Below are 25,644 nucleotides of genomic sequence, written 5' to 3' on the forward strand. Positions count from 1 at the left end.
AAATAATTTACTTTGATGATTTATAAATTGTTGCTACCCCAAATGTTTGCGGGTAATCTTCAACATTAATAAACCCAACTTTACGTAAAATATTGTTTAAAGCTTCACCATAAGGAAAAGCAGAAGCCGATTCGCTTAAATATTTGTAAGCACTGCGGTCTTTAGAAAAGATTTTACCAATAAGAGGTAAGATGTTTTTTGAATAAAAATTATAACCTTGTTTGTAAGGAGTTTTTGTTGGAATGGAGGTTTCAAGAATGACAAATGTACCTCCTGGTTTTAAAACACGTAAAATATCTTTTAACCCATTTTCAAGTGTTTCGAAGTTTCTAACCCCAAACGATACCGTAATGGCATCAAAAGTATTGTCTTCAAAAGGCATATTTTCGCTATCGCCTAGAATCATTTCAATTCTATTGTCAAGCCCTTTCTTTTTTACTTTTTCTTTACCAATTTCCAGCATCCCACTACTAATGTCTAAACCAACAATTTTTGTGGCATTGGTTTCAGCTAGGTTAATAGCTAAATCTCCGGTTCCGGTAGCAATGTCTAAAATGGTATTCGGGTTGGTTTCTTTTACCATTTTTACAACTTTGTTACGCCATTTTATATCTATTCCGAAAGAAATAACACGATTTAACCCATCGTAATCACCAGAGATGGTATCGAACATTTGTGTTACCTGCTCTTTTTTTCCTAAATCGCTATGCTTGTATGGTTTAATTTTTGACAATGCTTTAATTTTTTGACAAACGTACACAATTTATTTCGAGTATAAAATATGTAATAAAGCCTATTGCGTTAAAAAATTAAATTTAAACTTGTTGCAGAATTGAAATGTAAGAAGTGTTTTAATTTCACAATTATAAATTATTCTATCTTTGTACTACTTTTTACGAAAAATAGATAATGAAACATTCTGCATATAAGATTAATAGTATTTTCTTCTCTGAAAGGAATGTAGCGTGTATCCTTTAAAAAAATGAAAATTAGCAGATGAAAATAATAATTGCTGGAGCTGGAGAAGTTGGATTTCATTTAGCAAAATTATTATCCTACGAATCTCAGGAAATAACTTTAATTGATCCAGATAAAGAACGAATTGCTTACGCCGATGCGCATTTAGATATTCGCGTGGTTCGCGGGGATGCAACTTCTATATCTATTTTAAAAGAAGCTCGTGTTGGGATTTGTGATTTGTTTATTGCGGTAACATCAAGTGAAACTACAAATATTACTGTAAGTGCACTAGCGAAACAGTTAGGAGCAAAACAAACGATTGCCAGGATTTCGAATACTGAGTTTATTCATCATAAAGAGGAATTGGGGTTTGACCGATTTGGAGTTGATGAGCTGATTTCGCCAGAAGCCCTAGCCGCAGCAGAGATTGAATTGTCTTTAAAACAATCGTCTTTTAATGATACTTATGAGTTTGAGAGTGGAGCGTTAACCATGGTTGGTTTAACCTTGTCCAGATCAGCTTTGTTTGTTGGTAAAACGGTTAAGGAAGCGGCTGAAATTTTCCCTGAATTACATTTTGTACCCATTGCAATGCAACGCTTTGGAACACAGTTTACTATTATTCCACGTGGTGATACAAAATTTGAGCGTGGTGATAATGTGGTGTTTATTACTTCAGAAGGCGGAGCAGAAGAATTGTGTCGTTTAACAGGTAAGGTAAACCGAGAAATCAAAAATGTAATGATTCTTGGGGGGAGCCAAATAGGGTATAAAGCAGCACGAGATTTATGTAAGAAGAAATTCAACCTTAAGCTTGTTGAACAGAATAAAGAGCATGCCTTTTATATAGCAGACTTGCTGCCAGATGTACTTGTGGTGCATGGTGATGGTAGAAATGTAGATTTGTTAGATGAAGAAAATATAAGTGATATGGATGCTTATATTGCTGTGACAGAAAATTCAGAAACAAATATCATGTCTTGCCTTGTAGCCAAATCTAAGGGCGTTAAAAAGACCATTGCTTTGGTTGAGAATATGGATTATTTTGAGTTGTCGCAATCGGTAGGTATAGATACACTTATTAATAAAAAGCTATTAGCTGCAAATAATATTTTCAGGTATATCCGTAAAGGGGAAGTTGTGGCTATGACGAAGCTAAGTAATTTAAATGCTGAATTATTAGAGTTCGAAGTGAAGTCGTCTTCTGCAGTGTGTAATAAATTAATTAAAAACATTGATTTTCCGCGTTCGGCCATAGTTGGAGGCGTTATTAGAGATGGTGTTGGCATGATTGCATTAGGGAACTTTAAAATTCAAGAAGGTGATAGAGTAGTTGTTTGCTGCTTGTTACAATCTATAAAACGTGTAGAAAAACTATTCCTTTAATCAACCTCAAAAAACATATTGAATTTTGAAACTTAATTATAAAATCATTTTTCATTTTTTAGGCTTACTTCTGCTGTTTAATGGCGGGTTTATGTTGTTGTCGGCTTTAGTGAGTTTAATATATGATGATGGTGTAACCTTTCAAATTTGTTCAGCTGGAATTATAACCCTGTTGGTCGGTGTTATTTCCATGTTTTTAACGCGGAATCATACCAAGGAAATGAATAAGCGAGAAGGGTATATTGTTGTGGCTTTTGGTTGGATTATCATGTCCTTGTCAGGAACCTTACCGTATGTAATCACCCAAAGTATTCCAAGTTTTACCAATGCGTTTTTTGAAACCATGTCTGGATATACAACTACCGGTGCTTCCATATTAAATGATATTGAAGCAATGCCAAAAGGCGTGTTGTTCTGGCGAAGTACAACACACTGGATTGGTGGTATGGGAATTATTGTATTAGCAATAGCTATTTTACCTTTACTAGGTATTGGAGGAATGCAGCTGTTTGCGGCGGAGGCACCTGGGCCTAGTGCCGATAAATTACACCCTAGAATTACAGATACCGCCAAGCGTTTGTGGTTAATTTATTTCGGATATACTGTTGCTGAAACGGTCTTTTTACATCTAGCCGGCATGTCGTTTTTCGACGCCATAAATCATTCAATGGCAACGGTGTCAACAGGTGGGTTTTCTACTAAAAATGCGAGTTTAGCGTATTGGAACGATCAGCCTATAATACAATATATTGTAATCCTTTTTATGTTTTTAGCTGGAGCAAATTTTGTGTTGAGTTATTTTGCGTTTAAAGGGAAAGTTCAGAAAGTAATTAAAGATGAGGAGTTTAAGCTTTACTTCAGGTTTATACTTGTTTTTTCAATTATAGCGGCGGTTATTATTTATTTAAAAGCCGACCATTCTATATCCACTATTCATCACCCAATGGTATGGGGACGCGGCGAAAGTGCTTTTAGACATGCATTGTTTCAAGTATTAACGGTGATTACAACGACAGGTTTTATTTCTGCCGATTACACATTGTGGACTCCGTTTTTAGTCGTTTTCTTTTTCGGATTGATGTTCTTAGGGGGATCTGCGGGGAGTACCTCTGGAGGTGTAAAAGTGGTGCGTCATTTAATTTTAATTAAAAACGGATTTTTAGAGTTTAAACGTGCGCTTCATCCCAATGCGATTTTACCTGTGCGTTATAATACCAAAGCTATTACAGGGGATATTGTATTTAATATCCTTGCTTTCTTTATTCTTTATATGCTGTCTTTTATTGTAGGCGCTTTGGTCTTTTCTATGTTTGGAATTGATTATACATCAGCTGTAGGGTTGTCGGCATCTAGTTTAGGTAATATAGGTCCTGCATTAGGTAGTTTTGGTCCGGTTAATAATTATGCTGCCTTACCGCCATTAGCGCAATGGTGGTCCTCTTTTTTAATGCTTATTGGTCGTTTAGAGTTATTTACAGTTTTAATCTTGTTTACTCCCTTTTTCTGGAGGAATAGGTAGCCTATTTTGTTCGTTTAAACGTAAAATAAGTTTTAAAGCGTGTAACAATTGAAGCTGTTTTACTACTTATAAATAAAGCAGCTTTTTTGTTTAAGGATGGATTATAATTAGATCTTCAAAAGATTCATCCATTAGTATTTGTTTCACTTTTAAAATTTAGACATTATGGGAGGCGAAGGCGCTATGATTGCTGCGAGCAATTCACTTAAAAATAATAGAAATTTAATATCTAAACGCAAGGATAAAAAGGCTTTGGGAGGAGTTATTCAAATGCCAGAATGAAAACATTTCCTAAAGCCACTAAAGCAGACTTGCTTCGTATACGTGAGAAGCTCAAAAAAGAAAGACGACGTGACATGGTTAAGCAGAATATTGTAATGGTCTTGTTTTTAGTAAGTGTTTTGCTAAGTGTATTTCTGATAATTAAATAATAAAGTTAATACCAAACATGAAAAGAAACGCAGGAAAATATTTTCCTGCGTTTCTTTTTTTAGATATAATATTAGTCAATGGACATTACTCTTTCATTGCGTCTTCAACATCATCAGCGGCATCTTCAACTTCGTCACCTACATCATCGGCAGCATCACCTAATCCATCTCCAATTTCTTCAATACCGTCTTCAATTTTTTCTCCTGCAGTTTTCTTTTCCCTACATCCAGTTAAAAGTGTTCCGGCAGTTAGTAATAAAATAAATACATAAACTAATTTTTTCATATCATTCAGTTTTAAAGTGTTTTAGGTTAAATACTGAATATAAGTAAAATATGGAGTAAAACAAAAAGTCCGGAAGCTTAACTTTCCGGACTTTAATATTTCGAGTATAAAAAAGCTTAACTTACTGCTTCTTTAATGCGTTTCATTGCTTCAATAATTTGTTCTTGTGAAGCTGCGTATGAAATACGTAAACAGTTAGGGTTTCCAAAAGCAGCACCATCAACGGTTGCTACTAAGGCCTCTTCTAATAAGAACATTGATAGGTCTGATGCGTTATTGATGGTTTGCCCTTTAATGGTTTTTCCGAAGAACGCAGAAACGTTAGGGAATACATAAAATGCTCCTTGTGGAGTGTTGCATTCAAAACCTTCAATGTCATTTAACAATCCTAAGATTAAATCACGACGTACTTTAAACTCGTCAATCATGTATTTAACGCGCTCAGGAGATTCGTTAAGGGCGGTAATGGTAGCGCGCTGAGCAATACAGTTAGCACCACTTGTCATTTGACCTTGAATTTTGTTACAAGCACGAGCAATCTTTTCAGGAGCTCCAATGTAACCAATACGCCATCCGGTCATAGCAAAAGCTTTTGATACACCGTTTACGGTGATGGTACGGTTGTACATGTCTTCAAACTGAGCCATAGACGCATGACCACCCACATAGTTGATGTGCTCGTAAATCTCATCAGACACGACATAGATGTTTGGATATTTCACTAAAACATCAGCTAAAGCTCTTAACTCTTCAGCGCTGTAAATAGAACCACTAGGATTACAAGGTGAGCTAAACCAAATCATTTTTGTTTTAGATGTAATAGCAGCCTCTAATTGTTCAGGTGTCATTTTAAAATCTGTGTCAATAGAAGTTGCTACTTCAACAGGAACACCATCGTATAATTTTACGATATCTGCATAACTAACCCAATAAGGACAAGGTACAATAACTTCATCACCAGGATTGGTTAAAACCGCAGCAACGTTAGCTAAAGATTGTTTAGCTCCTGTTGATACTACAATTTGTGCAGGTGTATATGTTAAATTGTTATCACGTTTAAACTTAGTAATGATAGCATCTTTCAATTCGCCGTAACCATCAACTGGTGTGTATGAATTGTAGTTATCATTAATAGCTTGAATTGCGGCTTCTTTAATAAAGTCGGGTGTATCAAAGTCAGGTTCTCCTAAACTTAAACCAATAATATCTTTGCCTTCATTTCTTAGTTCTCTTGCTTTCGCAGCCATGGCTAATGTCGCAGACGTCGCCATATTCAGAACTCTATCGGATAGTAGTTGCATTTAATTAATAATAATAGTTAGACTTGTAAAGCTGGTTTCATACCCATTTCTTTTAAGTGTTTGAAATGCGCTATGATGGCCTTACGTGTGGTTTTATATTCGTTATATGGTAAGTTAAATTCTTTTGCTGTTTCTTTTACAATTTTCCCGATTTTATCATAGTGAATATGACTGATGTGAGGGAAAATGTGATGTTCAATCTGATGGTTTAATCCACCTGTAAACCAGTTAATGATTTTACTTTTAGCTCCAAAGTTAACCGTAGTTTTTAACTGGTGAATTGCCCAGGTATTTTTCATGGTACCGTCTTGTTCAGGAAGTGGCATTTCGGCATCTTCCATAACATGAGCTAATTGAAATACAACACTTAAAATTAATCCCGCAGTGTAATGCATTAAAAAGAATCCGATTAAAATTTTCCACCAGGCAATATCTAAAACAAGCATTGGCAGTACAATCCAAATCGATACATAAATAATTTTAGAGACCACTAACTTACTCCAGTTCCAAACCGGGTTTGGGAATTTTCCGTAAGATAATTTACGCTTCATATAGCGTTGCATTTGTTGCCAGTCTGTAGTAATAGCCCAGTTTATGGTTAATAACCCGTATAGCAATACAGAGTAGTAGTGTTGAAATCTGTGGTGCCAACGCCACTCACTGTGCTCAGTAAAACGTAAAATACGTCCGGCTTCTAAATCTTCATCGTGTCCGTGAATATTAGTATAGGTATGGTGAAGTACATTGTGCTGTACCTGCCAGTTATACACATTTCCGGCAAGGATATAGATACTACTTCCCATAAGGCGGTTAATCCATTCTTTATTGGAGAAAGCACCGTGGTTACCATCGTGCATAACATTCATACCGACACCAGCCATACCAATTCCCATAACAATGGTTAATAGTAACTGTGCCCAACCAGGGATGTTTAATGTTAGTAATAAAAAGTAAGGTGTTAAAAATATTGAAAACATAACAATAGTTTTAACCCAAAGTTTCCAATTCCCCGTGCGTTTTACATTATTTTCTTTAAAGTATTCATTCACACGTTTGTTAAGTGTTCTGAAAAACTTTGCAGAATCTGTTCTTGAAAAGGAAAGCGTTTGTTTTGACATTCTTTAAATTTTAATATGATTACTTATGAAAAATTTGCCCATCATACCTGCCGCAAAGATAGGTATAAACGAACTGAACTTATAACGTTTTTTTATAAAAATATGTGTTTAAAAAGCATATTTTTGTTGAAAATTTAACACGAATGGAACTTATACTTAAATACTTCCCAAACCTTACCGAAGATCAAATTAATAAATTCAAATTGCTGGAAACCTTATACCAGGATTGGAATTTAAAAATTAATGTGGTGTCCAGAAAAGACATTGATGAGTTGTATTTGCGCCATGTGTTACATTCTTTAGGTATTGCTAAAGTGATGCAGTTTAAGGACGGGAGTAAAATTATGGATGTTGGAACTGGTGGTGGTTTTCCTGGGATACCATTAGCGATTTTATATCCGGAGTGTTCGTTTCATTTAGTAGACAGTATTGCCAAAAAATTGAAAGTAGTTAATGAGGTTGTTGATGGTTTAGGGCTTACCAATGTAAAGACTACACATACGCGTGTTGAAGAAATCGATGATACTTACGATTTTATAGTAAGTCGTGCCGTAGCGGCCATGCCAACCTTTGTGCATTGGATAAAAGGTAAGATTGCCAAAGAGCAAAGACACGATTTTAAAAACGGCATTTTATATCTTAAGGGCGGTGATCTAGCCGAAGAACTTAAGGATTACAAAACAGCAACCATTTATAATTTAACAGATTATTACACCGAAGATTTTTTTGAAACTAAAAAGGTGGTACACTTACCTATAAAATATAAAGGTTAGTTTACAGGTTAATTAATGCTTGATACATTTCTTTGAAATAATAGTTTTGGTTAGTATACCAGTAAGTGTTCTTATATTTGTCGATACCCTTAATAGTGTTGTTCGGATCTAAGATATTGCTGGCTTTTTCAAAGAAAAGTTTTGCATTCCTCAGGTCGTTCATTTTGTAATTAGTTATGGCAATGCCTAACATGGCGTCAAAATCCAGTGTGTCAAATTTTAATGTGGTGTTGTAATCTCCAAAAGCTTTAACAAAATCACCTAAAAATAATTGCGCTGTTCCTCTGTAAAAATAGGCATGAGAATAGTTGTTATCACGTCTTATGGCTTTTTCAAAATCACTAAGGGCATCTTTGTAATAGTTGATGCTCATTAAAAAGACTCCTCTGTTATAATACGCTAACGAGTTTCTGTCTATGTTTACCGCAAGTGTGTAACTGTTTAACGCGTTACGGTATTGTTTTAGCGCGTTAAAGCTATCAGCCCGGCGGTAAATGGCTTTGGTGTTCATGGGATCAGCAACCGAAACTTTTCCGAAGGTTTTAACCGCATCTTCATATTCGCCTAAGTCATATTGAGCACAACCTAAGCTGTAAAGAGCATCTATAAAGTAGGGATCTAACTCAAAAGCTTTTTCAAAGTCTTGCTTAGCACCTTCAAAATCCTGTAATGCGTATCGCGAATTACCACGATTATAATAGGTGTCCGGGTCGGGGTCTAAAAGAATAATTTTAGAATAGTCGACTATAGCACCGTAGTAGTCGCCCAAGTCATTTTTTGCTAACCCTCGTAAAAAATAGGCATCCAGGTTTTTGGGTTCTAATGCTATAGCCTGATTACATAGTTTAATACGTTCTTTAAGATCTGTGCTCCGTTCGGCTTGACGTAAATATTTGTTGGCCTGAGCAAAAGTTGTGAAACTGAATATTAATAAAGCGGTAATGATTAGTTGTTTTTTCATAGCTAATAGTCATCAAAAAATGTGCCTTTCTTGTTTAGGGAATTGCATATTGAAAGATAAATAAATTTCTATAGAAAAAATAAAGCCTATCAAATTTGATAGGCTTTATTTCAATAATCATAATATAAACTTTTATTCTCCTAAAAACGGATAACGGTAATCTGTTGGAGTTACGAAAGTTTCTTTTATTAATCGAGGTGAAACCCAACGTAATAAGTTTTGTGGGCTACCCGCTTTATCGTTAGTTCCTGAAGCACGAGCACCACCAAATGGTTGCTGACCTACAACGGCACCAGTACATTTATCGTTAATGTAGAAGTTTCCAGCACAGTTTTGTAATGCCGTAGTAGCCTCAGTAATTGCGTATCTGTCTTGAGAAAGAATAGCACCTGTTAAAGCATATTCACTTGTAGCATCAACTAATTTTAAGGTTTCAGAGTACTTGTCAGCATCGTAAACGTAAATTGTAACAACTGGACCAAATAATTCGGTTTCCATAGTTACGTAATTTGGGTTCGTCGTTACAATAACAGTTGGCTCAATAAAGTATCCTTTGCTTTTATCGTAACCACCACCAAGAATAATCTCAGCGTCCGCATCAGCTTTAGCTTGCTCGATGTATTTTACTAATTTATCGAAAGATCCTTCGTGAATTACGGCAGTAATAAAGTTGCTCATATCTTCAGGAGAACCCATACTAAATGAGTTTAGGTCTTCTGTAAGTTGCGTTTTAACATCTTCCCAAAGGTTTGATGGGATATAAGCACGCGATGCAGCACTACATTTTTGTCCTTGGAATTCAAAAGCACCACGAGTAATAGCAGTAGCCACTTGAATAGGGTTTGCCGATTTGTGTGCCATGATAAAATCTTTACCACCTGTTTCACCTACAATTCTTGGGTAGGTTTTGTAGTTATGGATGTTGTTTCCTATTTGTTTCCAAAGTTCTTTGAATACAAATGTAGAACCGGTAAAGTGTAATCCTGAGAAATCTGGGTGAGATAAAACGGTATCTGAAATCATTACCGGATCACCAAATACAACATTAATTACTCCTGGAGGAACACCAGCTTCTTCAAAGATATCCATGATAACTTTAGCAGAATACACCTGACTGTCACTAGGTTTCCAAACCACTACGTTCCCCATTAAAGCCATACATGCAGGAAGATTTCCAGCAATAGCAGTAAAGTTAAAAGGGGTCACGGCATAAGTAAACCCTTCTAGAGGTCTGTATTCTACACGGTTCCATGCGTCACTAGTACTTTTTGGTTGCTCGCTGTAGATTTCAGTCATGTATTGAACGTTAAAACGTAAAAAGTCTACAAGCTCACAAGCCGAGTCGATTTCTGCTTGGAAAATATTTTTAGACTGCGCCATCATAGTCGCAGCATTAATTTTATAACGGTAAGGACCAGCTACAAGTTCAGCGGCCTTTAAAAAGATTGCAGCACGCTGTTCCCATGGCATTAATGCCCAAGATTTTCTTGCTTCTAAAGCAGTGGCGATAGCGTCTTCAACATGCGATTTTTCAGCTAAGTGATAAGTTCCAACAACATGTTTGTGATCGTGAGGAGGCGACATAGTTCTGGTGTTTCCAGTTTCTACGTTTTGTCCGTTTATATATAAAGGTACATCAACAGTACTCTTATACATATTCTTGTATGCGGCTAATACAGCATCACGTTCCGGAGTTCCGGGAGCGTAAGACTTAACAGGCTCATTGACTGCAACAGGTACATTAAAGAATCCTTTTCCCATATTACGAGTTTTTAGTTTTGTTTGTTTTTGTTCTTCGCAAATTTACATTTTTTAAAGGAGTTTATAGGGGAGTGAATTGTCAAAAACCTGTTAAAATTTCGCAGATTTTTGTAAGTTGCAAATTCGTTCTAAGACTATAATGGACATGTGCACAGTTACTTTGGTCCCGAAAGGGAAAAATGATTTTATTTTAACTTCAAATCGAGATGAAGCTCCGGTTAGAGCCGCTCTACTTCCGGAAATTTCTACACAGAATAATACGAAATTATTGTTTCCTAAAGATGAGGTTTCAGGTGGAAGTTGGATAGGTGTTAGTGAACAAAACAGAGTGGTTTGTGTTTTAAATGGTGCTTTCGATTTGCATGAAAGAAAGAAAAATTACAGACGAAGCAGAGGGCTGGTTGCTACCGATGTTTTATTGTTTGAAAACTTGGAACAGGAGTTGGTGGTTTATAATTTTCAAGATATAGAACCTTTTACAATGGTGATTGTAGATTGGAATCAGGATTTGAGATTTTTTGAATTCGTTTGGGATGGTGAAGTTGAACATTTTAAGCAATTGCCATTAGCGGAGTATATTTGGTCGTCATCAACATTGTATACGAATACAATGAAACAAGAGCGTCGATTTTGGTTTGAAGATTTTAAGTCGGAGAATAAACTAACCTCTGAATCTCTATTAAAATTCCATAAAAGTGCTGGTCAGGGGAATTTAGATTATGGTGTTGTTATGGATCGCGGCTTTGTTAAAACCACGAGTATTACCCAGATAGTCAAGTCGAATGCTGTTGTTAGTATGTGTTATGAAAATCTGATAAACGAATTGACGTCCTGCAAGACTATGAAACTTCCAGAAACTGTAAATGAACAATAATACCGGAATTATTTTAACCCTGGCTTATCCCGAGACCATTGTTATGGTTTCTAAAGAATGGTTTTCACCGTTTCTAAGGTTTTTCGGAATTGGTAAAAAGAATTATTTAAGAGCTGGGCATGCAGCCTTAGTGCTTATTAACAAGGTAACAGGTGTATTGGAGTATCATGATTTTGGACGTTATATAACGCCAGAACCTACGGGGCGTGTTCGCGGTAAGGATACCGATAATGAATTGGATTTTCCACTTAAAGCCGAAATAGAAGGCGATTCTATTTTAAATTTAGATGCTATTTTGAAGTTTCTCGCAACGCATCCAAAGTTGACCCATGGTGACGGAAAGCTGGTGGCTTCGGTATGCACATCTATAGATTACAATAAAGCCCGAGCACATATCACCGAAATGCAAAACCAACATTTTATTCGATATGCAGCTTTTATTAAAAAAGCATGTAACTGTGCGCGATTTGTAACTGATGCACTGATTGCTTCAGTGACGGATAAAGATATTAAACGAAAGTTGAAAAGGTCAAAATGGTTTACACCAAGTACAGTTGGAAATGTGTTGTTGGCAAATACAGGACCTCAGGTTTTTGAGGTTACGGAGAATGGTGAGATTGGTATTTTTAAAGGGTCTCAAGCTAGTGAAAATATCCGTTGTTTTTTAGATCGATTGAAAGGGCATCAGCCAGATTTCATAGGTTCTTTAATTCCTAAACCTGTAGAGAATTTACATCATAAATCGCAGTGGTTGTCTGGTGTTGCCGCTGGGGCCTGGTTTGAATTGCATAAATTAGAGGAGGTTTTACATTTTAAATTTAAACGTATCTCTCCCCACGGGAATGTAGATGTTGAGGCTGTATACAAAGTCGAGCGCCATGGATTCGAATACCACGAAACATATGAGTTTGTTCATTATTCGAATTGTGAATTTTTCCACATTAAACAAAACAATACGGTATACCGATTTAATAGAGTAGAGGAGCTATAGTTTATCGCTCCAGGGTTTTACAAAGAAGCCAGAAAGTTTTCCTTCTTTGTCTAAAACGGCTCGAATTTCAACTTCATTACTTTTTTCAAAAGTACCTTTAAACCTAAAGATGTCGTAAGAGGTTCCGTTTTTAGGGTATATTTTTAGAGCTTCAAATTTCAAATCTTCAAAATCACCAAACATACTTTTTATTTGGATGTAAGCGCTTTTTTGTAAATCTTCATTAAGTCCGTTAATCATTGTTGGTGTAGCTTCAGATTCTGATAACTTATAGTAGCTGCCACTTTTTTGAGCTTCTAATAATTTTCTGGATAAATTTTCGGCAAGCTCAATTCTGTTTACTTCTGAGGCTTCCTTTTTATCCGCTTTCGACTGACAACTTGTGGTAGCCGAAATTAAAAGAATACATATAAATTGAATTACGGTTTTCATGATGTCTTAGTTTATGGCAAACGGCGCGCTTAGTTTAAATGTAGGAATGGTAACCTTGAAAATGCTGTTAGTGGAAAAATTAAGCATATTGTAAAACCCTTTCATAGCACCGAATGGTGAGGAAAGCAGGCATCCGGAAGAATAAGTGTGTGATTCGCCGGGTTGAATTACCGGAGTTTTACCTATAACGCCTTCGCCTTTTACAATTTCAATATTGTTCAACGCGTCATAAATATCCCAATGACGAGAATTTAATTGAACAACATCCTTGCTTTGGTTTTCAATAGTAATGGTGTACGCAAAAGCATATTGTATCTTATAGTCTCTGTAAAAAGAGCCTTCGTAGGTGGTTTCGACCGAGATTTTAATGCCTCTTGTAACTAATTGAACCATGTTCGTTTTTGGTAAATAGGGTATAGATGTCCTGCTAAAATAAGAAATATTAGAAGTTATCGGGAAAAATTAACCAAAAGTGTTAAAAAAATGGGTTGAAAAGGGGTTAGTTTGAGATATTAACCGATGTGCCTTCGCCAATGCCGACAATTTTATCGTAACGTGCGCCGAGATTTCGGTAGTAGACAATAACTTTATAGTTGTTTTCGGTTTGGTAAAAGTTGCCGCCAATAGCGCCTTCGTTTACGGAATTATCATCATTAACCAGAACGTATTTGTAGTTGTAAAATCCTTGTTTTAAAAGAAGTGAAGTAGAAAAAGTATCCCTGTTCTCGTCGTAAATCAGTTGGGTGCTTTCATCTATCACGTAATTATTGAAATTACCATAAACATGCACAGTTTTGTTTCTATAGGTGTCATCGGCAGACAGTGAAAAATGTACCCAAACGTAATCGGCTTCAATACTCGGGTCTTCGGCATCTATATTGGTAATAACGTAATTTCCGTTAATATCCGGATTGTACGTGTAAGGCCTGTTGTATCTGGGCATATTGGTAAATAAATAATTGTGATAAAGTTCTTTTAAATCGATGAATTGTACTCCGGTATTAGCTGCGCGTACATCCTTATTTTCGAAATAAAGGTATTCGTTACCTCCCCAGAAACTGGTTTCGGTATCATACTTATAGATAAGTTGTTTGCCAACCGTATATAGTGGTTTTAAATCTTTAATAGCTGTGTTTAAATTGTTGTTTTGTACAATTACAATTTTTACGGTTTGCATTGGGTTATTAAAGGCTGCTCCGTTTGGAGAGATAGTGACATCAACACGTTGTTTCTGGTCTAAATATTCAATGTTTCTTGCGCGTTTAAGTGCTACTCCTACCGAGGCGTCTTCTTCGTAAATCATGAATTTTCTTGAGAAAACCAGTTCATCATAACTATTAAAAATAGAAAGCATATAATTTCCTGAAACTTTCAATCCTTTTGTAAACTGATTTGGAATGGTAAGTTTGTAATGCGAATAAATTTGATAGGTGTTGTATGAGTTTTCGTAGGTGCGAATGCGTTGATTATCAAAACCGTTTAAGTACTCCGATTTAAATAACACCGAAGGCGTCCAGTCGTGATTAAAATGCTCAATTTTATAGTAGTAATCATCCTCATTTCCATTTAAGGCATCGAACTCCAAAATCACATATTCACCAAGCTTTAATATGGGTAATTGTGTTTCGGGTGTATTGCCTTTAAAGTTTATCGTTTTTATGTAATCGGGCGGAGCTACTTCTTCAACTTGAGCAAAGCCTGTAAGAGAAAAAAGGAAAAAATATAAAAGGAGCTGTATGTTAATTTTCATTTAATTACGAATAATATAGTGTAAAGATATGCAAATTTCATGCCTGGGCAATAATCTGTTATTTAGAATCAGTACAAATAACAAACTAAGCGAATACAATAATGTTGATTCCTGAAGAAATTCAGTAAATTTGCGTCGCTTTTTAGACAACAAAATTCAATTATATAGCGTATGTCAAACGACATTAAGATTAAGAAAGGTCTGAATATAAAACTTAAAGGTGAGGCTGAAAAAACTGTTGAACAGGCAGTTATAAGTAAGTATTGCACGGTTAGACCTGAAGATTTCCACAGCGTAATTCCAAAACTTGTAGCTAAAGAAGGGACTAAATTAAAAGCAGGTGAAACGATTTTTTATGATAAATCGAATGAGGCTGTAAAATTTGTGTCGCCTGTATCTGGAACTGTAATTGAGGTAGTTCGTGGACCAAAACGTAGAGTAGATGCTATTAAAATAGAAGTAGATAGCGAACAAGTGTATTTAGACAACGGTAAGTTTGATGTAGATGCGGCTAATCCAGGGATGGTTAAGGCGCATTTTTTAGCTTCAGGCTGTTGGCCATTTATTAAACAACGTCCGTATGATGTTGTGGCTAATCCGGCTAAAACACCAAAAGCTATTTTTATTTCTGGTTACGCAAGTGCACCGCTAGCAGCCGATTTAGATTTTACTTTAAAAGGTAAAGAAGCAGAATTACAAGCAGCCGTTACTGCCCTTGGTAAATTAACCGAAGGTAAAATACATGTTTCTGTTGGAGCTAATTCTAATTCGCCTTTAGCAGGTTTAACTGGAGTAACACTTCACAAAGTTTCAGGACCACACCCTGCAGGTAATGTAGGTACACTTATTAATAAAGTAGATCCTGTAAATAAAGGTGAGGTTGTTTGGACAGTAAACGCACAAGATCTTGTTATTATAGGTGAATTATTGTTAACCGGTAAATTTAATGCCGAGCGTGTTGTGGCCTTAGCAGGTTCTGAAATCGAAAAACCACGTTACTTTAAAACTAAAATTGGTAGTGAAGTCGCAACCATGGTTTACGATAAAGGCATTGCACAAGGTGCTAACGCTCGTATCATTTCAGGTAACGTTTTAAGCGGAAAACAAGTTAAACCAGATGGTGCATTAGATTATTACAGTAATGTAATAACTGTAATTCCTGAAGGTGATGATTACGATTTCTTCGGATGGAACAAACCGGTATTTAATAAAGTTTCTACTTCAAGAGCATTAACCTTTTCTTGGTTAAACCCTAAAAAAGAATACAATTTAGATACTAATACTAATGGTGAGCACCGTGCTTTTGTAGTTACGGGTGGTTACGAAGAAGTATTCCCTTTAGATATTTATCCATTACAAGTCTTAAAAGCTTGTATGTATAAAGATTTAGATGAAATGGAAGCTTTAGGAATGTATGAAGTCGCTCCAGAGGACTTTGCATTAACAGAATTCGTTTGTGTATCGAAGCAACCGCATCAAAAAATTATTAGAGAGGGCTTAGATTTAATGCTTAAAGAAATTGGATAATTATTCTTTTTGTGAAGCAAAATGAAAAATGCGATGTTTGAGTTTTGTACATCAAAATGAAAAATAAATCTTATTCATTTTTCTAATTAGAAATGAAAACTATAAAAAATGAGTTTAAAAAATAAATTACATGTTTTAAAAGAAAAGTACAAAAGCACGAAGTTTGCTCCGGCATTCAACGCGCTGCATACTTTCTTATACTTGCCGAATGAGACGACGCATGGTGGTACTCATGTTAAGGCAGCCGATGATTTAAAGCGTACCATGAATACTGTAATCATGGCTATGATACCGTGTTTAATCTTCGGAATGTTTAACGCGGGTTATCAACATAATTTAGCAGTTGGAGACATTCAGGCCGTTTCAAGTGGTTTCTTTAGTTCAGAATTCTGGACTTTAGCGAACTTCTCCATTGGTTTCTGGAAAATTCTTCCGTTGGTAATCGTGTCTTACGGTGTTGGTTTAGGAATTGAGTTCTTATTCGCTATCATAAAAAAACACGAAGTAGAAGAAGGATACTTAGTAACCGGTATGTTAGTGCCGCTTATTGTTCCTATCGATATCCCACTTTGGATGCTTGCTGTGGCAGTAGCTTTTGGTGTGGTAATTGGAAAAGAAGTTTTCGGTGGTACAGGGATGAACATCCTTAACCCGGCTTTAACCATTCGTGCATTCTTGTTCTTCGCATATCCAACTTGGATGTCTGGAGATAAAGTATGGGTTGAAGGTGCGGTTGAAAGAACAAATGAAATTGCAGCCGGAGCTAATTTAGATGCCATTTCAGGCGAAACCATTTTAGGTAGCTTAGCACAAGGAAAAGAGTTTATGCTTGGAGGATCAGAGGTAAGTACTTTAGATATGTTCTTAGGGTTTATTCCAGGATCGGTTGGTGAAACATCTACCTTATTAATTCTTTTAGGAGGTTTATTCTTAATCTTCACCAAAATTGGAAGCTGGAGAATTATGTTGTCTTCTGCATTAGGAGCCATTGTAATGGGGTTAATTTTTAATCAAGTGGTAGATGCAGGAGTTATTGGAGAAGGAAGTAAGTTTTACGGATTAATGAATACACCATTCTGGCACCACTTATTAATTGGAGGTTTTGCTTTCGGTACGGTGTTTATGGCTACAGATCCTGTAACGGCTTCACAAACGAACAAAGGAAAATGGATCTACGGATTTTTAATAGGACTTATTTCTATCTTAATTCGTGTATTCAACCCGGCATATCCAGAAGGTGTGATGTTGGCGATTCTTTTAATGAACGTATTTGCACCAACTATCGATCATTACGTTGTTCAAGGTAATGTGAAGAAAAGAATGAAACGTTTAAAAGCTAAAGTTGCATAACGATGGAAAATAGAACAGACAAAAATTCATATACTATTCTATTTGCGATAGCAATGGTAGTAATTGTAGGAGCCTTATTAGCATTTACGGCTTCTTCATTAAGTCCAAAGATTTCAGAAAATATGCGTATAGAAAAACAACAAAATATTCTATATGCTATGGGAGTAAACAATAATGATGCGGGTAGCGCAGTGTTTGTAGACACAAAAGAGGCACCCGAATTATTCTCAAAATATATCACAAAGCAAGAGGTTATTACAAACGGAAACGTTTCTGAAGATGATCAGGCTTATTTAATCGATCTTAAAAAAGATAAAGCTGCTGCTGGTGGAGATGCTGCAAAGCGCAACTTACCTTTATTTATTGGAGAGAAGGACGGAAAGACATTTTACATTGTGCCAATCTACGGAAAGGGACTTTGGGATGCTATCTGGGGATATGTTTCAATGGATGAAAATATGGTTATTCAAGGCGCATATTTTGATCATAAAGGTGAAACACCAGGTTTAGGAGCGAACATTAAAGAGCGTTTCTTTATGGACGATTTTATTGGAGAACATTTATTAGATGCTAACGGAAACTTTAAAGGGGTGGACGTAGCTAAAGGAAATGCCGATCCAACAAACGAAGATAAAACAGATAATGAGGTGGATGCTATTGCAGGAGCAACGATTACAGGTAATGGTGTTTCAGCAATGATTAAAAGCGATTTAAAGCTTTACAAACCTTATTTTGATAATTTAAAAAATAATTAATCGTATGGGACTTTTATCAAAGAAAGACGCAAAGTTAATTACAGATCCGTTAGCAGATAATAACCCGATTACTATTCAGGTATTAGGTATTTGTTCTGCCTTAGCGATTACAGCGCAGTTAAAAGCATCTATTGTAATGGCTGTATCTGTATTATTTGTATTAGGTATAGGTAACGTGGTGATCTCTTTATTGAGAAACATTATTCCTTCAAAAATTAGAATTATAGTTCAGTTAGTTGTTGTTGCAGCTTTAGTAATTATAGTAGATCAGGTATTAAAAGCATTCTCATACGAGTTAAGTAAAACCCTATCGGTATTCGTTGGGTTAATTATTACCAACTGTATCATTATGGGACGTTTTGAGGCTTTCGCTTTAGGTAACGGACCATGGAAATCGTTTTTAGATGGTATTGGTAATGCTTTAGGTTATGGTGTGATTCTTATTATCGTTGGTTTCTTTAGAGAATTATTAGGTTCTGGTACATTATTAGGATTTAAAGTTTTAGGAGATCCAATCGAGAAAACTGGATTGTATGCCATAGGATATGAAAATAATGGTTTCATGTTATTATCGCCAATGGCCTTAATCGTGGTAGGAATCATTATTTGGGTACAACGTTCTAGAAACAAAGCATTAATCGAAGACTAGTCTCTAATTTAGGATTCTTATTTCAGAATTCATAATTGAAAACATATGGAACATTTAGAATTATTTTTAAAATCAATATTTATAGATAACATGGTATTCGCCACTTTCTTAGGAATGTGTTCTTACCTTGCAGTATCTAAAAAAGTTTCAACAGCTGTTGGTTTAGGGGCTGCCGTTATTTTCGTAATGCTTATAACAGTACCTTTAAACTGGTTGTTAGATCAGTATATTTTACAACCTGGTGCTTTAAAATGGTTAGGGGAAGAGTATGCAGCTTACGATTTAAGCTTCTTATCATTCATCTTATTCATTGCTACTATTGCAACCATGGTACAGCTAGTAGAAATCGTGGTAGAGAAGTTCTCTCCATCATTATATAACTCACTTGGTATTTTCTTACCACTTATCGCGGTAAACTGTGCAATTTTAGGAGGGTCATTATTCATGCAATCTCGTGAAATTCCAACCTTAGGTTTAGCTACTGTTTACGGTGTAGGTTCAGGTATCGGATGGTTTTTAGCAATCTTAGCCATTGCTGCTATCCGTGAGAAAATCAGATATTCAAACGTGCCGCCTGCGTTACGTGGTTTAGGTATTACCTTTATCATTACAGGATTAATGGCTATTGGATTTATGAGTTTTGGTGGTATGTTAACTGGAGGTGATGATGAGGCTAAGAAGGAAGAAAAAACAGCTTCTATTGAAGAGAAAACATCAAACGATCAGGTTGCTTTAAACGCAGCTGAAACAGCAAAAGAAGAGTTAGCTAACAATACAAATAATTAAGATGATTTTATTAGCAGCAGGTACAACAGGAACAATAGTAGCAACGGTAGTCGCGTTCTTAATTATTACGCTTTTACTGGTTACCTTACTATTAGTAGTAAAACAAAAGTTATCGCCATCTGGACCGGTAAAGATTACTATTAATGGTGAAAAGGAAATCGAGGTTGCTTCAGGAGGTAGTTTATTATCTACTTTAGGAAATCAAAAAATATTTTTACCATCAGCTTGTGGTGGTGGTGGAACGTGTATTCAATGTGAATGTCACGTAAATGCAGGAGGTGGATCAGCGCTTCCTACAGAAACACCACACTTTACGCGTAAGGAGTTGCAACACGGTGCGCGTTTAGCTTGTCAGGTTAAGGTAAAACAAGATATGGATATTACAATACCAGAAGAGATATTTGGTATTAAAAAATGGGAAGCTGAAGTGGTACGTAACTACAACGTAGCATCGTTCATTAAAGAGTTTGTAGTTCGTATTCCAGAAGATATGAATTATAAAGCCGGTGGATATATTCAGATTGAAATCCCTAAGTGTGAAATTAAGTATTCAGACATTGACATTACAGCGCATCCGGAAGAACACGAAACACCGGATAAATTCCAGGCAGAGTGGGATAAATTCGGATTGTGGCCGTTAGTAATGAAAAATGATGATACGGTTGAGAGAGCTTACTCTATGGCTTCTTACCCAGCAGAAGGACGTGATATTATGCTTAACGTACGTATTGCGACTCCGCCATGGGATAGAAATAAAAATGGTTGGATGGATGTAAACCCAGGGGTGGCTTCATCTTACATTTTCTCAAGAAAGCCAGGAGATAAAGTAACTATTTCAGGACCATTTGGAGAGTTCTTTATTAATGAGTCGGAAGCTGAGATGCTTTACGTAGGTGGAGGAGCAGGTATGGCGCCAATGCGTTCACACTTATACCACTTATTCAAAACATTAAAGACTGGTCGTAAAGTAACATATTGGTACGGTGGACGTTCTAAGCGTGAGTTATTCTACTTAGATCACTTCTATCAATTAGAAAAAGAGTTCCCTAACTTCCGTTTCTTCTTAGCGCTTTCTGAGCCATTACCAGAAGATAACTGGAAAGTAAAAGAAGATATCGATGCACCAGGAGATGGTTTTGTAGGTTTCATTCACAATTGTGTTATTGATAACTACTTAAGCAAACACGATGCTCCAGAAGATATTGAATTATACTTCTGTGGACCACCGTTAATGAACAAAGCGGTACAAAAAATGGGAGAAGATTTTGGACTACCAGATGAAAACATCAGATTCGATGATTTCGGAGGATAATCTAAAACTCATCATAATAAAAAAGCCAACTGTACAGTTGGCTTTTTTTATGCGCTATATTGTATTAATTCATTTTAGGAGGAATATTGTTTGGCACTATATTTTCGATGGGCTTAATCGTTTTTAAATACGCGAAAATGGCTTTTAAATCCTCGTCGGGTAAGTTTTTATATGATTGCCAAGGCATTGGCGGTAAAAGCGGTCTGCTGCCTTCCATACCTTTATAGAGACCTTTTTTAATGGCAGTTAAAAACTGCTCTTCACTCCAAGAGCCTATTCCTGTAGCATCAGGGGTTAAATTCGCACCAAAGGAGGTGCCCCATGGGCCTGTTGCGGCTGTTAATCCCATATTAAATAAGAGGTAGGATTTGGCTGTTTCTTTATCGTAAGGTGGTAAGACTTCATCAGCAGGATGACCAGAAAGTAAACGATCAAAATCGAGTTCCATCCCCTTTTCTGTAAATTTTTTAGGCGTATGACAGTCGTGACAACCAATGGCATTCACTAAATGCTCACCGCGTTTAACGGGATCAATGGCGACTTCTTTTACTTCAATAGTCTCATAAGCTTCGGTAGTTTCTTTCTTTTCTTTTGAAATACATGCCAATAGAGAGGCGCTACATAAGGTAGTTAGAATAAATTGATTAATTTTCATACAATGTTGGTTAGTGGTTAATTATGTGAAAATTAAAAGTAAGAAAATTTTTCTAAATTATGTAATTTAGTGTACTGATATTAAGTGTGTTAGTGTTTTTTTTGTAAATGTTAGTTAGTCAGGATTGGAAATTTCTAGCTTTATAGTGTAATCCTCCAAGTTAGATGAAGGCGTCCGTTCCGGGTACGGTAGAACATCAACTAACGAAAATTTTAGGTTATTAATAATAGTGTCTTGTTTAAAATTCTTGAATGTATTTAAAGTAAAGGATATGTCTTCATGATTTGAAGTTAGGATAAAGTATACAGCCGCATTTCCTTGCCATAAACAATTCATATTTAAAGGACACCTGCCATCTTCTATGGTAGTGATACATAGTTTATATCCGTTGTTTTGAATATCAATACAGGCACCTGGTTTGAATGAAAAGTTGTTTTCTTTTTTTAAATTACCACTGGAGCAACTAAAGATAAAAAGACAGAGTAGAGGAATTAATAAGTATTTCATCATTTCGACATGTTTATAGTTAGATGCGAATTTTCCTAAATGGTTGCGTCTATAAAAAGTTTCAGATGTAGTTAATCTAAAACTAGTGATTGTTTAGTTGTTTTTAGATTTTCAAAAAGTTTTGTGTAATCCATCACATTTTGGCTATCGTCCAATTTACATAATAGTTCAATGACTGCTTGAAGCCCATTGAATAAAACATCTTTATCAGTAGGGTTTTTAGGCTTTTTATTTTTAAAATGTAATGGTAATTGGTAGCCACAGGCATTTAAAAATGTAGCTTCAATAAGAAGTAATTCTGAAGGTGTATACCCATTAAACCGTTTTCCGAAGGTCTCATTAACCTTACCAATATAATTCAGCTTGGTTGAGCCATGATTATCAGAAAAATGTTTCCAAGTATCTGAATGATCTAAAATGTTACCCACAGCACATTGTTTACAACATTCTGGATGAAGTCTGTCATCGTGAAATGCCGTATATAATTTGTTTATGGCAGTATCTAAACGGTTGTTGGCTGTTTTCATAATTATACGAATTCATTGTAAATTATTAAAAATCAATTCCTTTTCCAAAAACCTCGTGTTAAAATATTAAGGGTAACCCTATTTGAAACAGAAGAATAAGTAGTGCAACAGAGATAAGATTTAAAATAAAACCAACTTTGGCCATGTCGCTTACTTTAATATAACCGCTGGCAAAAACAATAGCATTAGGCGGGGTTGCCATAGGTAACATAAAGGCACAACTACTGGCAAGTGTTACTGGAATAAGAAGATGTAACATGGGAACATCTAAACCTAAAGCTATTCCTGCTACTACTGGAGCAAGAACGGCGGTTAATGCCACATTGCTCATAAGTTCCGTCATAAATAACATAAGAATAATGAGTAATGAAGCCATAACTAAAATACTTATTTGACTGGTAGCAATTGTGCTAGCGACCACATCAACAATACCTGTTGCAGACATGCCTTTGGCCAAAGCCAAACCACCTCCAAATAGCATGAGAATGCCCCAAGCTAATTTCTGGGTATCTTGCCATTCTAAAATGAATTCACCACGTTTTAGGTTATGGGGTATCGTAAATAACATCAAAGCTCCAAACATACTAATCATCGTATCCGATAATTCTAAACCTGGAATCAGCTTGTTAATTACCGTTCTGAAAATCCATAAAAAGACAGTGATTCCAAAAATGATAAGGACCTGTCTTTCGCTAGAACTGGTTTTACCAAGTTTTTTCAATTCATGATCTATAAAGTCTTTTTCGGTGTTAAATACCAATCCCTCACAAGGAAAAAACCATTTAACCATCACCAAGTAAATGACACTAATTAAAATGATTGAAAACGGTAAACCCATTATCATCCATTTTAAAAAGGAGATTTCAATATGGTATTCATTTTCCAGTAAACCAATTAAAACCGAATTGGGAGGTGTGCCAATTACCGTGGCTATGCCTCCGGCATTTGCCGAGAAAGCAATACCTAACATCACGCTTAAAGCAAAATTTTTATCCTGTTTGGTAAATCCATCATCGTCATTGATGAGTAATTTTATAACCGAAAGCGCAATAGGTAGCATGACCACTGTGCTAGCGGTATTACTAATCCACATGCTCATAAATCCAGTGGCTATCATAAAACCAAGAATAACACGATTAGGGGTTGAACCTGTTTTCTTTATAATAGTTAAGGCAATACGTTTGTGCAGATTTACTTTTTCTAAGGCCAAAGCCAAAACAAAACCACCAAAGAATAGGAAAATGATTGGACTTCCGTAGTTGGCTCCTACATCGGCCATAGGCATGACTTTAAATAATGGAAATAAAAGTAAAGGGAGTAAGGCCGTAACCGAAATAGACACCGCTTCTGTAATCCACCAACATATCATCCATCCGGCAATTGCAATTACGGTAGTAGCATTACTTGAAATGGATTCAAATGGTATAATTTTAAGGCAAGTGAATAGGATAGGGCCTAAAAAAAGTCCGATCCTTTTAGAAAGAGGATGTGGTGTCATATATTGATTTTAATTACAAAAATGAACCCTCAATTTGGTAAGGATTAAATAAGTAAGTGCTTTAAAGTTAAACATTTTTTAATTTTAGGGTAGGCGAAATTTTAATATTATTTTTGCAATATGAGTAAACCACTTACAGAACAGGAATTACATAATTTGGCTATGAATCACGTTGGAAAAGATCTCGAAGAACGTGGTTTTGAGTTTATAGCCGTGAACAGCAAATTGAAAAAGCATCCACAATTTGTGTGTATCGATAAGAACAGTCAATATTATTTTGTGATTGTTAGAGCGGTAATTTTACCTGATAATCCGAACAACTACGATGTGGTTTGGATGGAAACTTTTAAAAAGCATGCCAGAGAAAAAAATGCTAAAGTGCTTTATGCTGGCGTAGGCATAGGTAATGTGGAAGGTGAAAAAATGCCTATTTATTTAAATCAGGAGTATTTAATGGAATATAACGGTATTCAGATTATTGAAACAAATCTTAATTAAGATGAAAATTGTTCTAGCGTCAGCTTTATTGCTGTTAATGGTATCTTGTGAAACAGTAGTGAAAAACACCAAATTGTCAGGTCCTGTTTTTGGAACCAGTTATTCCGTGCTATATGACTCAGAAGTAAATTATCAACCACAGTTTGATAGTTTGTTTGCAGTTATTAATAACTCGATGTCAACCTATATTCCAACCTCTGATATTTCAAGAATTAATAGAAATGAAGACAGCTTGGTCGATACGCATTTCGAAACTGTTTTTAACACTTCAAAGAATATTTATAAAGCAACACAAGGTGCTTTCGATCCAACCATTGGTGCTTTAGTAAATGCCTGGGATTTTGGTCCGGGTGGAAAAATAGTAAATCTCGATAGCCTTAAAATAGATAGTTTAATGCTGTCGGTTGGTTTTAATAAAGTCCAACTGAATAACCATGTTTTAAAGAAGCCGGCAGGCACTTTTATCGATTTTAACGCCATTGCCAAAGGCTATGGTGTTGATGTTATTGGTCAGTTTTTAGAAAGTAAAAACATCAGGAATTATTTGGTTGAAATAGGCGGGGAGATTAGAACGCGTGGTATTAATGCTGAAAAACAATCGCCTTGGAAAGTTGGAGTAGAGCAACCGCATTTTGATGGTACGCAATCTATCTTAAAAGGCATTACCGTTAAAGATGAAGCTATGGCAACATCTGGCACATACAGAAAGTTTAAGGTGGATGAAAATGGTAATAAATATGCGCATATTATTAATACCGAAACCGGTTATCCAAGTAAAACGAATTTGTTGAGTATTTCGGTTATTGCGTCAGATTGTATGACGGCCGATGCTTATGCCACTGCATTTAAAGCTATGGGTGTTGAAGGTGTAAAGACGTTTTTAAAATCGCATCCCGAACTAAAAGTGTTTTTGATTTTTGAAAACGAACAGCACGAATTTGAAACCTTAAGCCTTAACGGCTTTTCAGCAAATAAAAATGGTAAGTCAGCAAAAAATAGACTTACTTATAGTAATAAAGATTAATTTGTGACCAAAT

Annotated in this window: 26 protein-coding genes; 13 read left to right on the forward strand and 13 right to left on the reverse strand. The window is 35.8% G+C overall.

Features of this window, described 5'->3' with window-relative positions:
• Positions 1 to 7: 7 nt before the first annotated feature.
• A complete protein-coding gene (ubiE, locus tag RBH94_RS09445; RefSeq protein ID WP_307880679.1) occupies positions 8 to 733 on the reverse strand; it encodes a bifunctional demethylmenaquinone methyltransferase/2-methoxy-6-polyprenyl-1,4-benzoquinol methylase UbiE in 726 nt (241 codons plus the stop codon).
• Between the two features lie 263 nt (positions 734 to 996).
• Here ubiE and trkA point away from each other — a divergent pair, with 263 nt between their 5' ends.
• Both trkA and RBH94_RS09455 read left to right on the forward strand, forming a co-directional pair.
• On the forward strand, positions 997 to 2,346 hold the full coding sequence (gene trkA / locus RBH94_RS09450; RefSeq protein WP_307880680.1) for a Trk system potassium transporter TrkA: 1,350 nt from the start codon (positions 997 to 999) through the stop codon (positions 2,344 to 2,346).
• A 22-nt stretch (positions 2,347 to 2,368) separates the two neighbouring features.
• Entirely contained in the window at positions 2,369 to 3,865 is a 1,497-nt protein-coding gene (locus tag RBH94_RS09455; RefSeq protein WP_307883154.1) for a TrkH family potassium uptake protein, read from the forward strand.
• A 516-nt stretch (positions 3,866 to 4,381) separates the two neighbouring features.
• Here the strand turns inward: RBH94_RS09455 and RBH94_RS09460 are convergent.
• The 3 genes from RBH94_RS09460 to RBH94_RS09470 all read right to left on the reverse strand — a co-directional run bounded on the left by RBH94_RS09460 (position 4,382) and on the right by RBH94_RS09470 (position 7,001).
• Positions 4,382 to 4,582, reverse strand: a complete 201-nt coding sequence (locus RBH94_RS09460; protein ID WP_307880681.1) for a hypothetical protein — start codon at positions 4,580 to 4,582, stop codon at positions 4,382 to 4,384.
• A 116-nt stretch (positions 4,583 to 4,698) separates the two neighbouring features.
• Positions 4,699 to 5,883 carry a pyridoxal phosphate-dependent aminotransferase gene (locus RBH94_RS09465; RefSeq protein ID WP_307880682.1) on the reverse strand — a complete coding sequence of 395 codons (1,185 nt, stop codon included), beginning with the start codon at positions 5,881 to 5,883 and terminating at the stop codon, positions 4,699 to 4,701.
• 17 nt (positions 5,884 to 5,900) lie between these two features.
• Complete coding sequence (locus RBH94_RS09470; protein WP_307880683.1) at positions 5,901 to 7,001, reverse strand: acyl-CoA desaturase; 1,101 nt, start codon at positions 6,999 to 7,001, stop codon at positions 5,901 to 5,903.
• A gap of 143 nt (positions 7,002 to 7,144) precedes the next feature.
• Between RBH94_RS09470 and rsmG the strand changes: the two genes are divergently transcribed.
• Positions 7,145 to 7,774: a 16S rRNA (guanine(527)-N(7))-methyltransferase RsmG gene (rsmG, locus tag RBH94_RS09475; RefSeq protein WP_307880684.1), complete on the forward strand. Its 630-nt coding sequence runs from the start codon at positions 7,145 to 7,147 to the stop codon at positions 7,772 to 7,774.
• A 1-nt stretch (position 7,775) separates the two neighbouring features.
• Here the strand turns inward: rsmG and RBH94_RS09480 are convergent, their stop codons facing one another.
• Together RBH94_RS09480 and pruA are read right to left on the reverse strand one after the other, a co-directional pair.
• Positions 7,776 to 8,735 carry a tetratricopeptide repeat protein gene (locus RBH94_RS09480; protein ID WP_307880685.1) on the reverse strand — a complete coding sequence of 320 codons (960 nt, stop codon included), beginning with the start codon at positions 8,733 to 8,735 and terminating at the stop codon, positions 7,776 to 7,778.
• A 132-nt stretch (positions 8,736 to 8,867) separates the two neighbouring features.
• Positions 8,868 to 10,496, reverse strand: coding sequence for an L-glutamate gamma-semialdehyde dehydrogenase (gene pruA / locus RBH94_RS09485; RefSeq protein WP_307880686.1), 1,629 nt, complete (start codon positions 10,494 to 10,496; stop codon positions 8,868 to 8,870).
• 145 nt (positions 10,497 to 10,641) lie between these two features.
• Between pruA and RBH94_RS09490 the strand changes: the two genes are divergently transcribed.
• Both RBH94_RS09490 and RBH94_RS09495 read left to right on the forward strand, forming a co-directional pair.
• Positions 10,642 to 11,370 carry an NRDE family protein gene (locus tag RBH94_RS09490; protein ID WP_307880687.1) on the forward strand — a complete coding sequence of 243 codons (729 nt, stop codon included), beginning with the start codon at positions 10,642 to 10,644 and terminating at the stop codon, positions 11,368 to 11,370.
• Positions 11,360 to 12,361, forward strand: coding sequence for a DUF6695 family protein (locus RBH94_RS09495; RefSeq protein WP_307880688.1), 1,002 nt, complete (start codon positions 11,360 to 11,362; stop codon positions 12,359 to 12,361). The genes RBH94_RS09490 and RBH94_RS09495 overlap by 11 nt, the downstream gene beginning before the upstream one ends.
• On the opposite strand, the gene RBH94_RS09500 is transcribed toward RBH94_RS09495, so the two are convergent.
• The 3 genes from RBH94_RS09500 to RBH94_RS09510 all read right to left on the reverse strand — a co-directional run bounded on the left by RBH94_RS09500 (position 12,356) and on the right by RBH94_RS09510 (position 14,543).
• Entirely contained in the window at positions 12,356 to 12,793 is a 438-nt protein-coding gene (locus tag RBH94_RS09500; RefSeq protein WP_307880689.1) for a hypothetical protein, read from the reverse strand. The two genes, RBH94_RS09495 and RBH94_RS09500, sit on opposite strands and share 6 nt — an antisense overlap.
• Positions 12,794 to 12,799: 6 nt before the next feature.
• A complete protein-coding gene (gene apaG, locus RBH94_RS09505) occupies positions 12,800 to 13,186 on the reverse strand; it encodes a Co2+/Mg2+ efflux protein ApaG (protein WP_188224537.1) in 387 nt (128 codons plus the stop codon).
• A 106-nt stretch (positions 13,187 to 13,292) separates the two neighbouring features.
• Positions 13,293 to 14,543: a DUF5103 domain-containing protein gene (locus RBH94_RS09510; protein ID WP_307880690.1), complete on the reverse strand. Its 1,251-nt coding sequence runs from the start codon at positions 14,541 to 14,543 to the stop codon at positions 13,293 to 13,295.
• A 171-nt stretch (positions 14,544 to 14,714) separates the two neighbouring features.
• Here RBH94_RS09510 and RBH94_RS09515 point away from each other — a divergent pair, with 171 nt between their 5' ends.
• The 6 genes from RBH94_RS09515 (at position 14,715) to nqrF (ending at position 20,922) form a co-directional block, all read left to right on the forward strand.
• The gene (locus RBH94_RS09515; RefSeq protein WP_307880691.1) at positions 14,715 to 16,070 is read left to right on the forward strand and encodes a Na(+)-translocating NADH-quinone reductase subunit A; all 1,356 of its coding nucleotides are present in this window, start codon (positions 14,715 to 14,717) and stop codon (positions 16,068 to 16,070) included.
• Positions 16,071 to 16,178: 108 nt separating this feature from the next.
• Positions 16,179 to 17,420, forward strand: coding sequence for an NADH:ubiquinone reductase (Na(+)-transporting) subunit B (locus RBH94_RS09520; RefSeq protein ID WP_307880692.1), 1,242 nt, complete (start codon positions 16,179 to 16,181; stop codon positions 17,418 to 17,420).
• 2 nt (positions 17,421 to 17,422) lie between these two features.
• On the forward strand, positions 17,423 to 18,175 hold the full coding sequence (locus tag RBH94_RS09525) for a Na(+)-translocating NADH-quinone reductase subunit C (RefSeq protein WP_307880693.1): 753 nt from the start codon (positions 17,423 to 17,425) through the stop codon (positions 18,173 to 18,175).
• Positions 18,176 to 18,179: 4 nt separating this feature from the next.
• Entirely contained in the window at positions 18,180 to 18,824 is a 645-nt protein-coding gene (locus RBH94_RS09530; RefSeq protein WP_188224532.1) for an NADH:ubiquinone reductase (Na(+)-transporting) subunit D, read from the forward strand.
• Positions 18,825 to 18,869: 45 nt separating this feature from the next.
• Positions 18,870 to 19,610, forward strand: a complete 741-nt coding sequence (gene nqrE / locus RBH94_RS09535) for an NADH:ubiquinone reductase (Na(+)-transporting) subunit E (protein WP_241739557.1) — start codon at positions 18,870 to 18,872, stop codon at positions 19,608 to 19,610.
• Positions 19,611 to 19,614: 4 nt separating this feature from the next.
• Entirely contained in the window at positions 19,615 to 20,922 is a 1,308-nt protein-coding gene (nqrF, locus tag RBH94_RS09540; RefSeq protein ID WP_307883155.1) for an NADH:ubiquinone reductase (Na(+)-transporting) subunit F, read from the forward strand.
• A 64-nt stretch (positions 20,923 to 20,986) separates the two neighbouring features.
• Here nqrF and RBH94_RS09545 read toward each other — a convergent pair whose 3' ends face one another.
• The 4 genes from RBH94_RS09545 to RBH94_RS09560 form a co-directional block, all read right to left on the reverse strand.
• Positions 20,987 to 21,577: a cytochrome c gene (locus RBH94_RS09545; protein WP_307880694.1), complete on the reverse strand. Its 591-nt coding sequence runs from the start codon at positions 21,575 to 21,577 to the stop codon at positions 20,987 to 20,989.
• 114 nt (positions 21,578 to 21,691) lie between these two features.
• On the reverse strand, positions 21,692 to 22,087 hold the full coding sequence (locus tag RBH94_RS09550) for a hypothetical protein (RefSeq protein WP_307880695.1): 396 nt from the start codon (positions 22,085 to 22,087) through the stop codon (positions 21,692 to 21,694).
• A gap of 68 nt (positions 22,088 to 22,155) precedes the next feature.
• Entirely contained in the window at positions 22,156 to 22,611 is a 456-nt protein-coding gene (locus RBH94_RS09555; RefSeq protein ID WP_307880696.1) for a Na(+)-translocating NADH-quinone reductase subunit F, read from the reverse strand.
• Positions 22,612 to 22,669: 58 nt separating this feature from the next.
• A complete protein-coding gene (locus tag RBH94_RS09560) occupies positions 22,670 to 24,109 on the reverse strand; it encodes a DASS family sodium-coupled anion symporter (RefSeq protein WP_307880697.1) in 1,440 nt (479 codons plus the stop codon).
• Positions 24,110 to 24,229: 120 nt separating this feature from the next.
• Here RBH94_RS09560 and RBH94_RS09565 point away from each other — a divergent pair, with 120 nt between their 5' ends.
• Together RBH94_RS09565 and RBH94_RS09570 are read left to right on the forward strand one after the other, a co-directional pair.
• A complete protein-coding gene (locus RBH94_RS09565) occupies positions 24,230 to 24,607 on the forward strand; it encodes a Na(+)-translocating NADH-quinone reductase subunit F (RefSeq protein ID WP_307880698.1) in 378 nt (125 codons plus the stop codon).
• A 1-nt stretch (position 24,608) separates the two neighbouring features.
• Entirely contained in the window at positions 24,609 to 25,631 is a 1,023-nt protein-coding gene (locus RBH94_RS09570) for an FAD:protein FMN transferase (RefSeq protein WP_307880699.1), read from the forward strand.
• Positions 25,632 to 25,644: the final 13 nt, after the last annotated feature.

The sequence above is a fragment of the Aestuariibaculum sp. YM273 genome, assembly GCF_030908365.1.
Lineage (GTDB): Bacteria > Bacteroidota > Bacteroidia > Flavobacteriales > Flavobacteriaceae > Aestuariibaculum > Aestuariibaculum marinum.

Bases quoted from the DNA above. Each gene is read 5' to 3' on its own strand.
- RBH94_RS09550 (WP_307880695.1), bottom strand. From the start codon at position 22,087: ATGATGAAATACTTATTAATTCCTCTACTCTGTCTTTTTATCTTTAGT.
- RBH94_RS09495 (WP_307880688.1), top strand. From the start codon at position 11,360: ATGAACAATAATACCGGAATTATTTTAACCCTGGCTTATCCCGAGACC.
- rsmG (WP_307880684.1), top strand. From the start codon at position 7,145: ATGGAACTTATACTTAAATACTTCCCAAACCTTACCGAAGATCAAATT.
- apaG (WP_188224537.1), bottom strand. From the start codon at position 13,186: ATGGTTCAATTAGTTACAAGAGGCATTAAAATCTCGGTCGAAACCACC.
- RBH94_RS09570 (WP_307880699.1), top strand. From the start codon at position 24,609: ATGAAAATTGTTCTAGCGTCAGCTTTATTGCTGTTAATGGTATCTTGT.
- RBH94_RS09500 (WP_307880689.1), bottom strand. From the start codon at position 12,793: ATGAAAACCGTAATTCAATTTATATGTATTCTTTTAATTTCGGCTACC.
- RBH94_RS09530 (WP_188224532.1), top strand. From the start codon at position 18,180: ATGGGACTTTTATCAAAGAAAGACGCAAAGTTAATTACAGATCCGTTA.
- RBH94_RS09465 (WP_307880682.1), bottom strand. From the start codon at position 5,883: ATGCAACTACTATCCGATAGAGTTCTGAATATGGCGACGTCTGCGACA.
- RBH94_RS09520 (WP_307880692.1), top strand. From the start codon at position 16,179: ATGAGTTTAAAAAATAAATTACATGTTTTAAAAGAAAAGTACAAAAGC.
- RBH94_RS09460 (WP_307880681.1), bottom strand. From the start codon at position 4,582: ATGAAAAAATTAGTTTATGTATTTATTTTATTACTAACTGCCGGAACA.
- RBH94_RS09515 (WP_307880691.1), top strand. From the start codon at position 14,715: ATGTCAAACGACATTAAGATTAAGAAAGGTCTGAATATAAAACTTAAA.
- RBH94_RS09560 (WP_307880697.1), bottom strand. From the start codon at position 24,109: ATGACACCACATCCTCTTTCTAAAAGGATCGGACTTTTTTTAGGCCCT.
- nqrE (WP_241739557.1), top strand. From the start codon at position 18,870: ATGGAACATTTAGAATTATTTTTAAAATCAATATTTATAGATAACATG.
- RBH94_RS09555 (WP_307880696.1), bottom strand. From the start codon at position 22,611: ATGAAAACAGCCAACAACCGTTTAGATACTGCCATAAACAAATTATAT.
- RBH94_RS09545 (WP_307880694.1), bottom strand. From the start codon at position 21,577: ATGAAAATTAATCAATTTATTCTAACTACCTTATGTAGCGCCTCTCTA.
- RBH94_RS09470 (WP_307880683.1), bottom strand. From the start codon at position 7,001: ATGTCAAAACAAACGCTTTCCTTTTCAAGAACAGATTCTGCAAAGTTT.
- RBH94_RS09510 (WP_307880690.1), bottom strand. From the start codon at position 14,543: ATGAAAATTAACATACAGCTCCTTTTATATTTTTTCCTTTTTTCTCTT.
- pruA (WP_307880686.1), bottom strand. From the start codon at position 10,496: ATGGGAAAAGGATTCTTTAATGTACCTGTTGCAGTCAATGAGCCTGTT.
- RBH94_RS09490 (WP_307880687.1), top strand. From the start codon at position 10,642: ATGTGCACAGTTACTTTGGTCCCGAAAGGGAAAAATGATTTTATTTTA.
- trkA (WP_307880680.1), top strand. From the start codon at position 997: ATGAAAATAATAATTGCTGGAGCTGGAGAAGTTGGATTTCATTTAGCA.
- RBH94_RS09565 (WP_307880698.1), top strand. From the start codon at position 24,230: ATGAGTAAACCACTTACAGAACAGGAATTACATAATTTGGCTATGAAT.
- RBH94_RS09480 (WP_307880685.1), bottom strand. From the start codon at position 8,735: ATGAAAAAACAACTAATCATTACCGCTTTATTAATATTCAGTTTCACA.
- RBH94_RS09525 (WP_307880693.1), top strand. From the start codon at position 17,423: ATGGAAAATAGAACAGACAAAAATTCATATACTATTCTATTTGCGATA.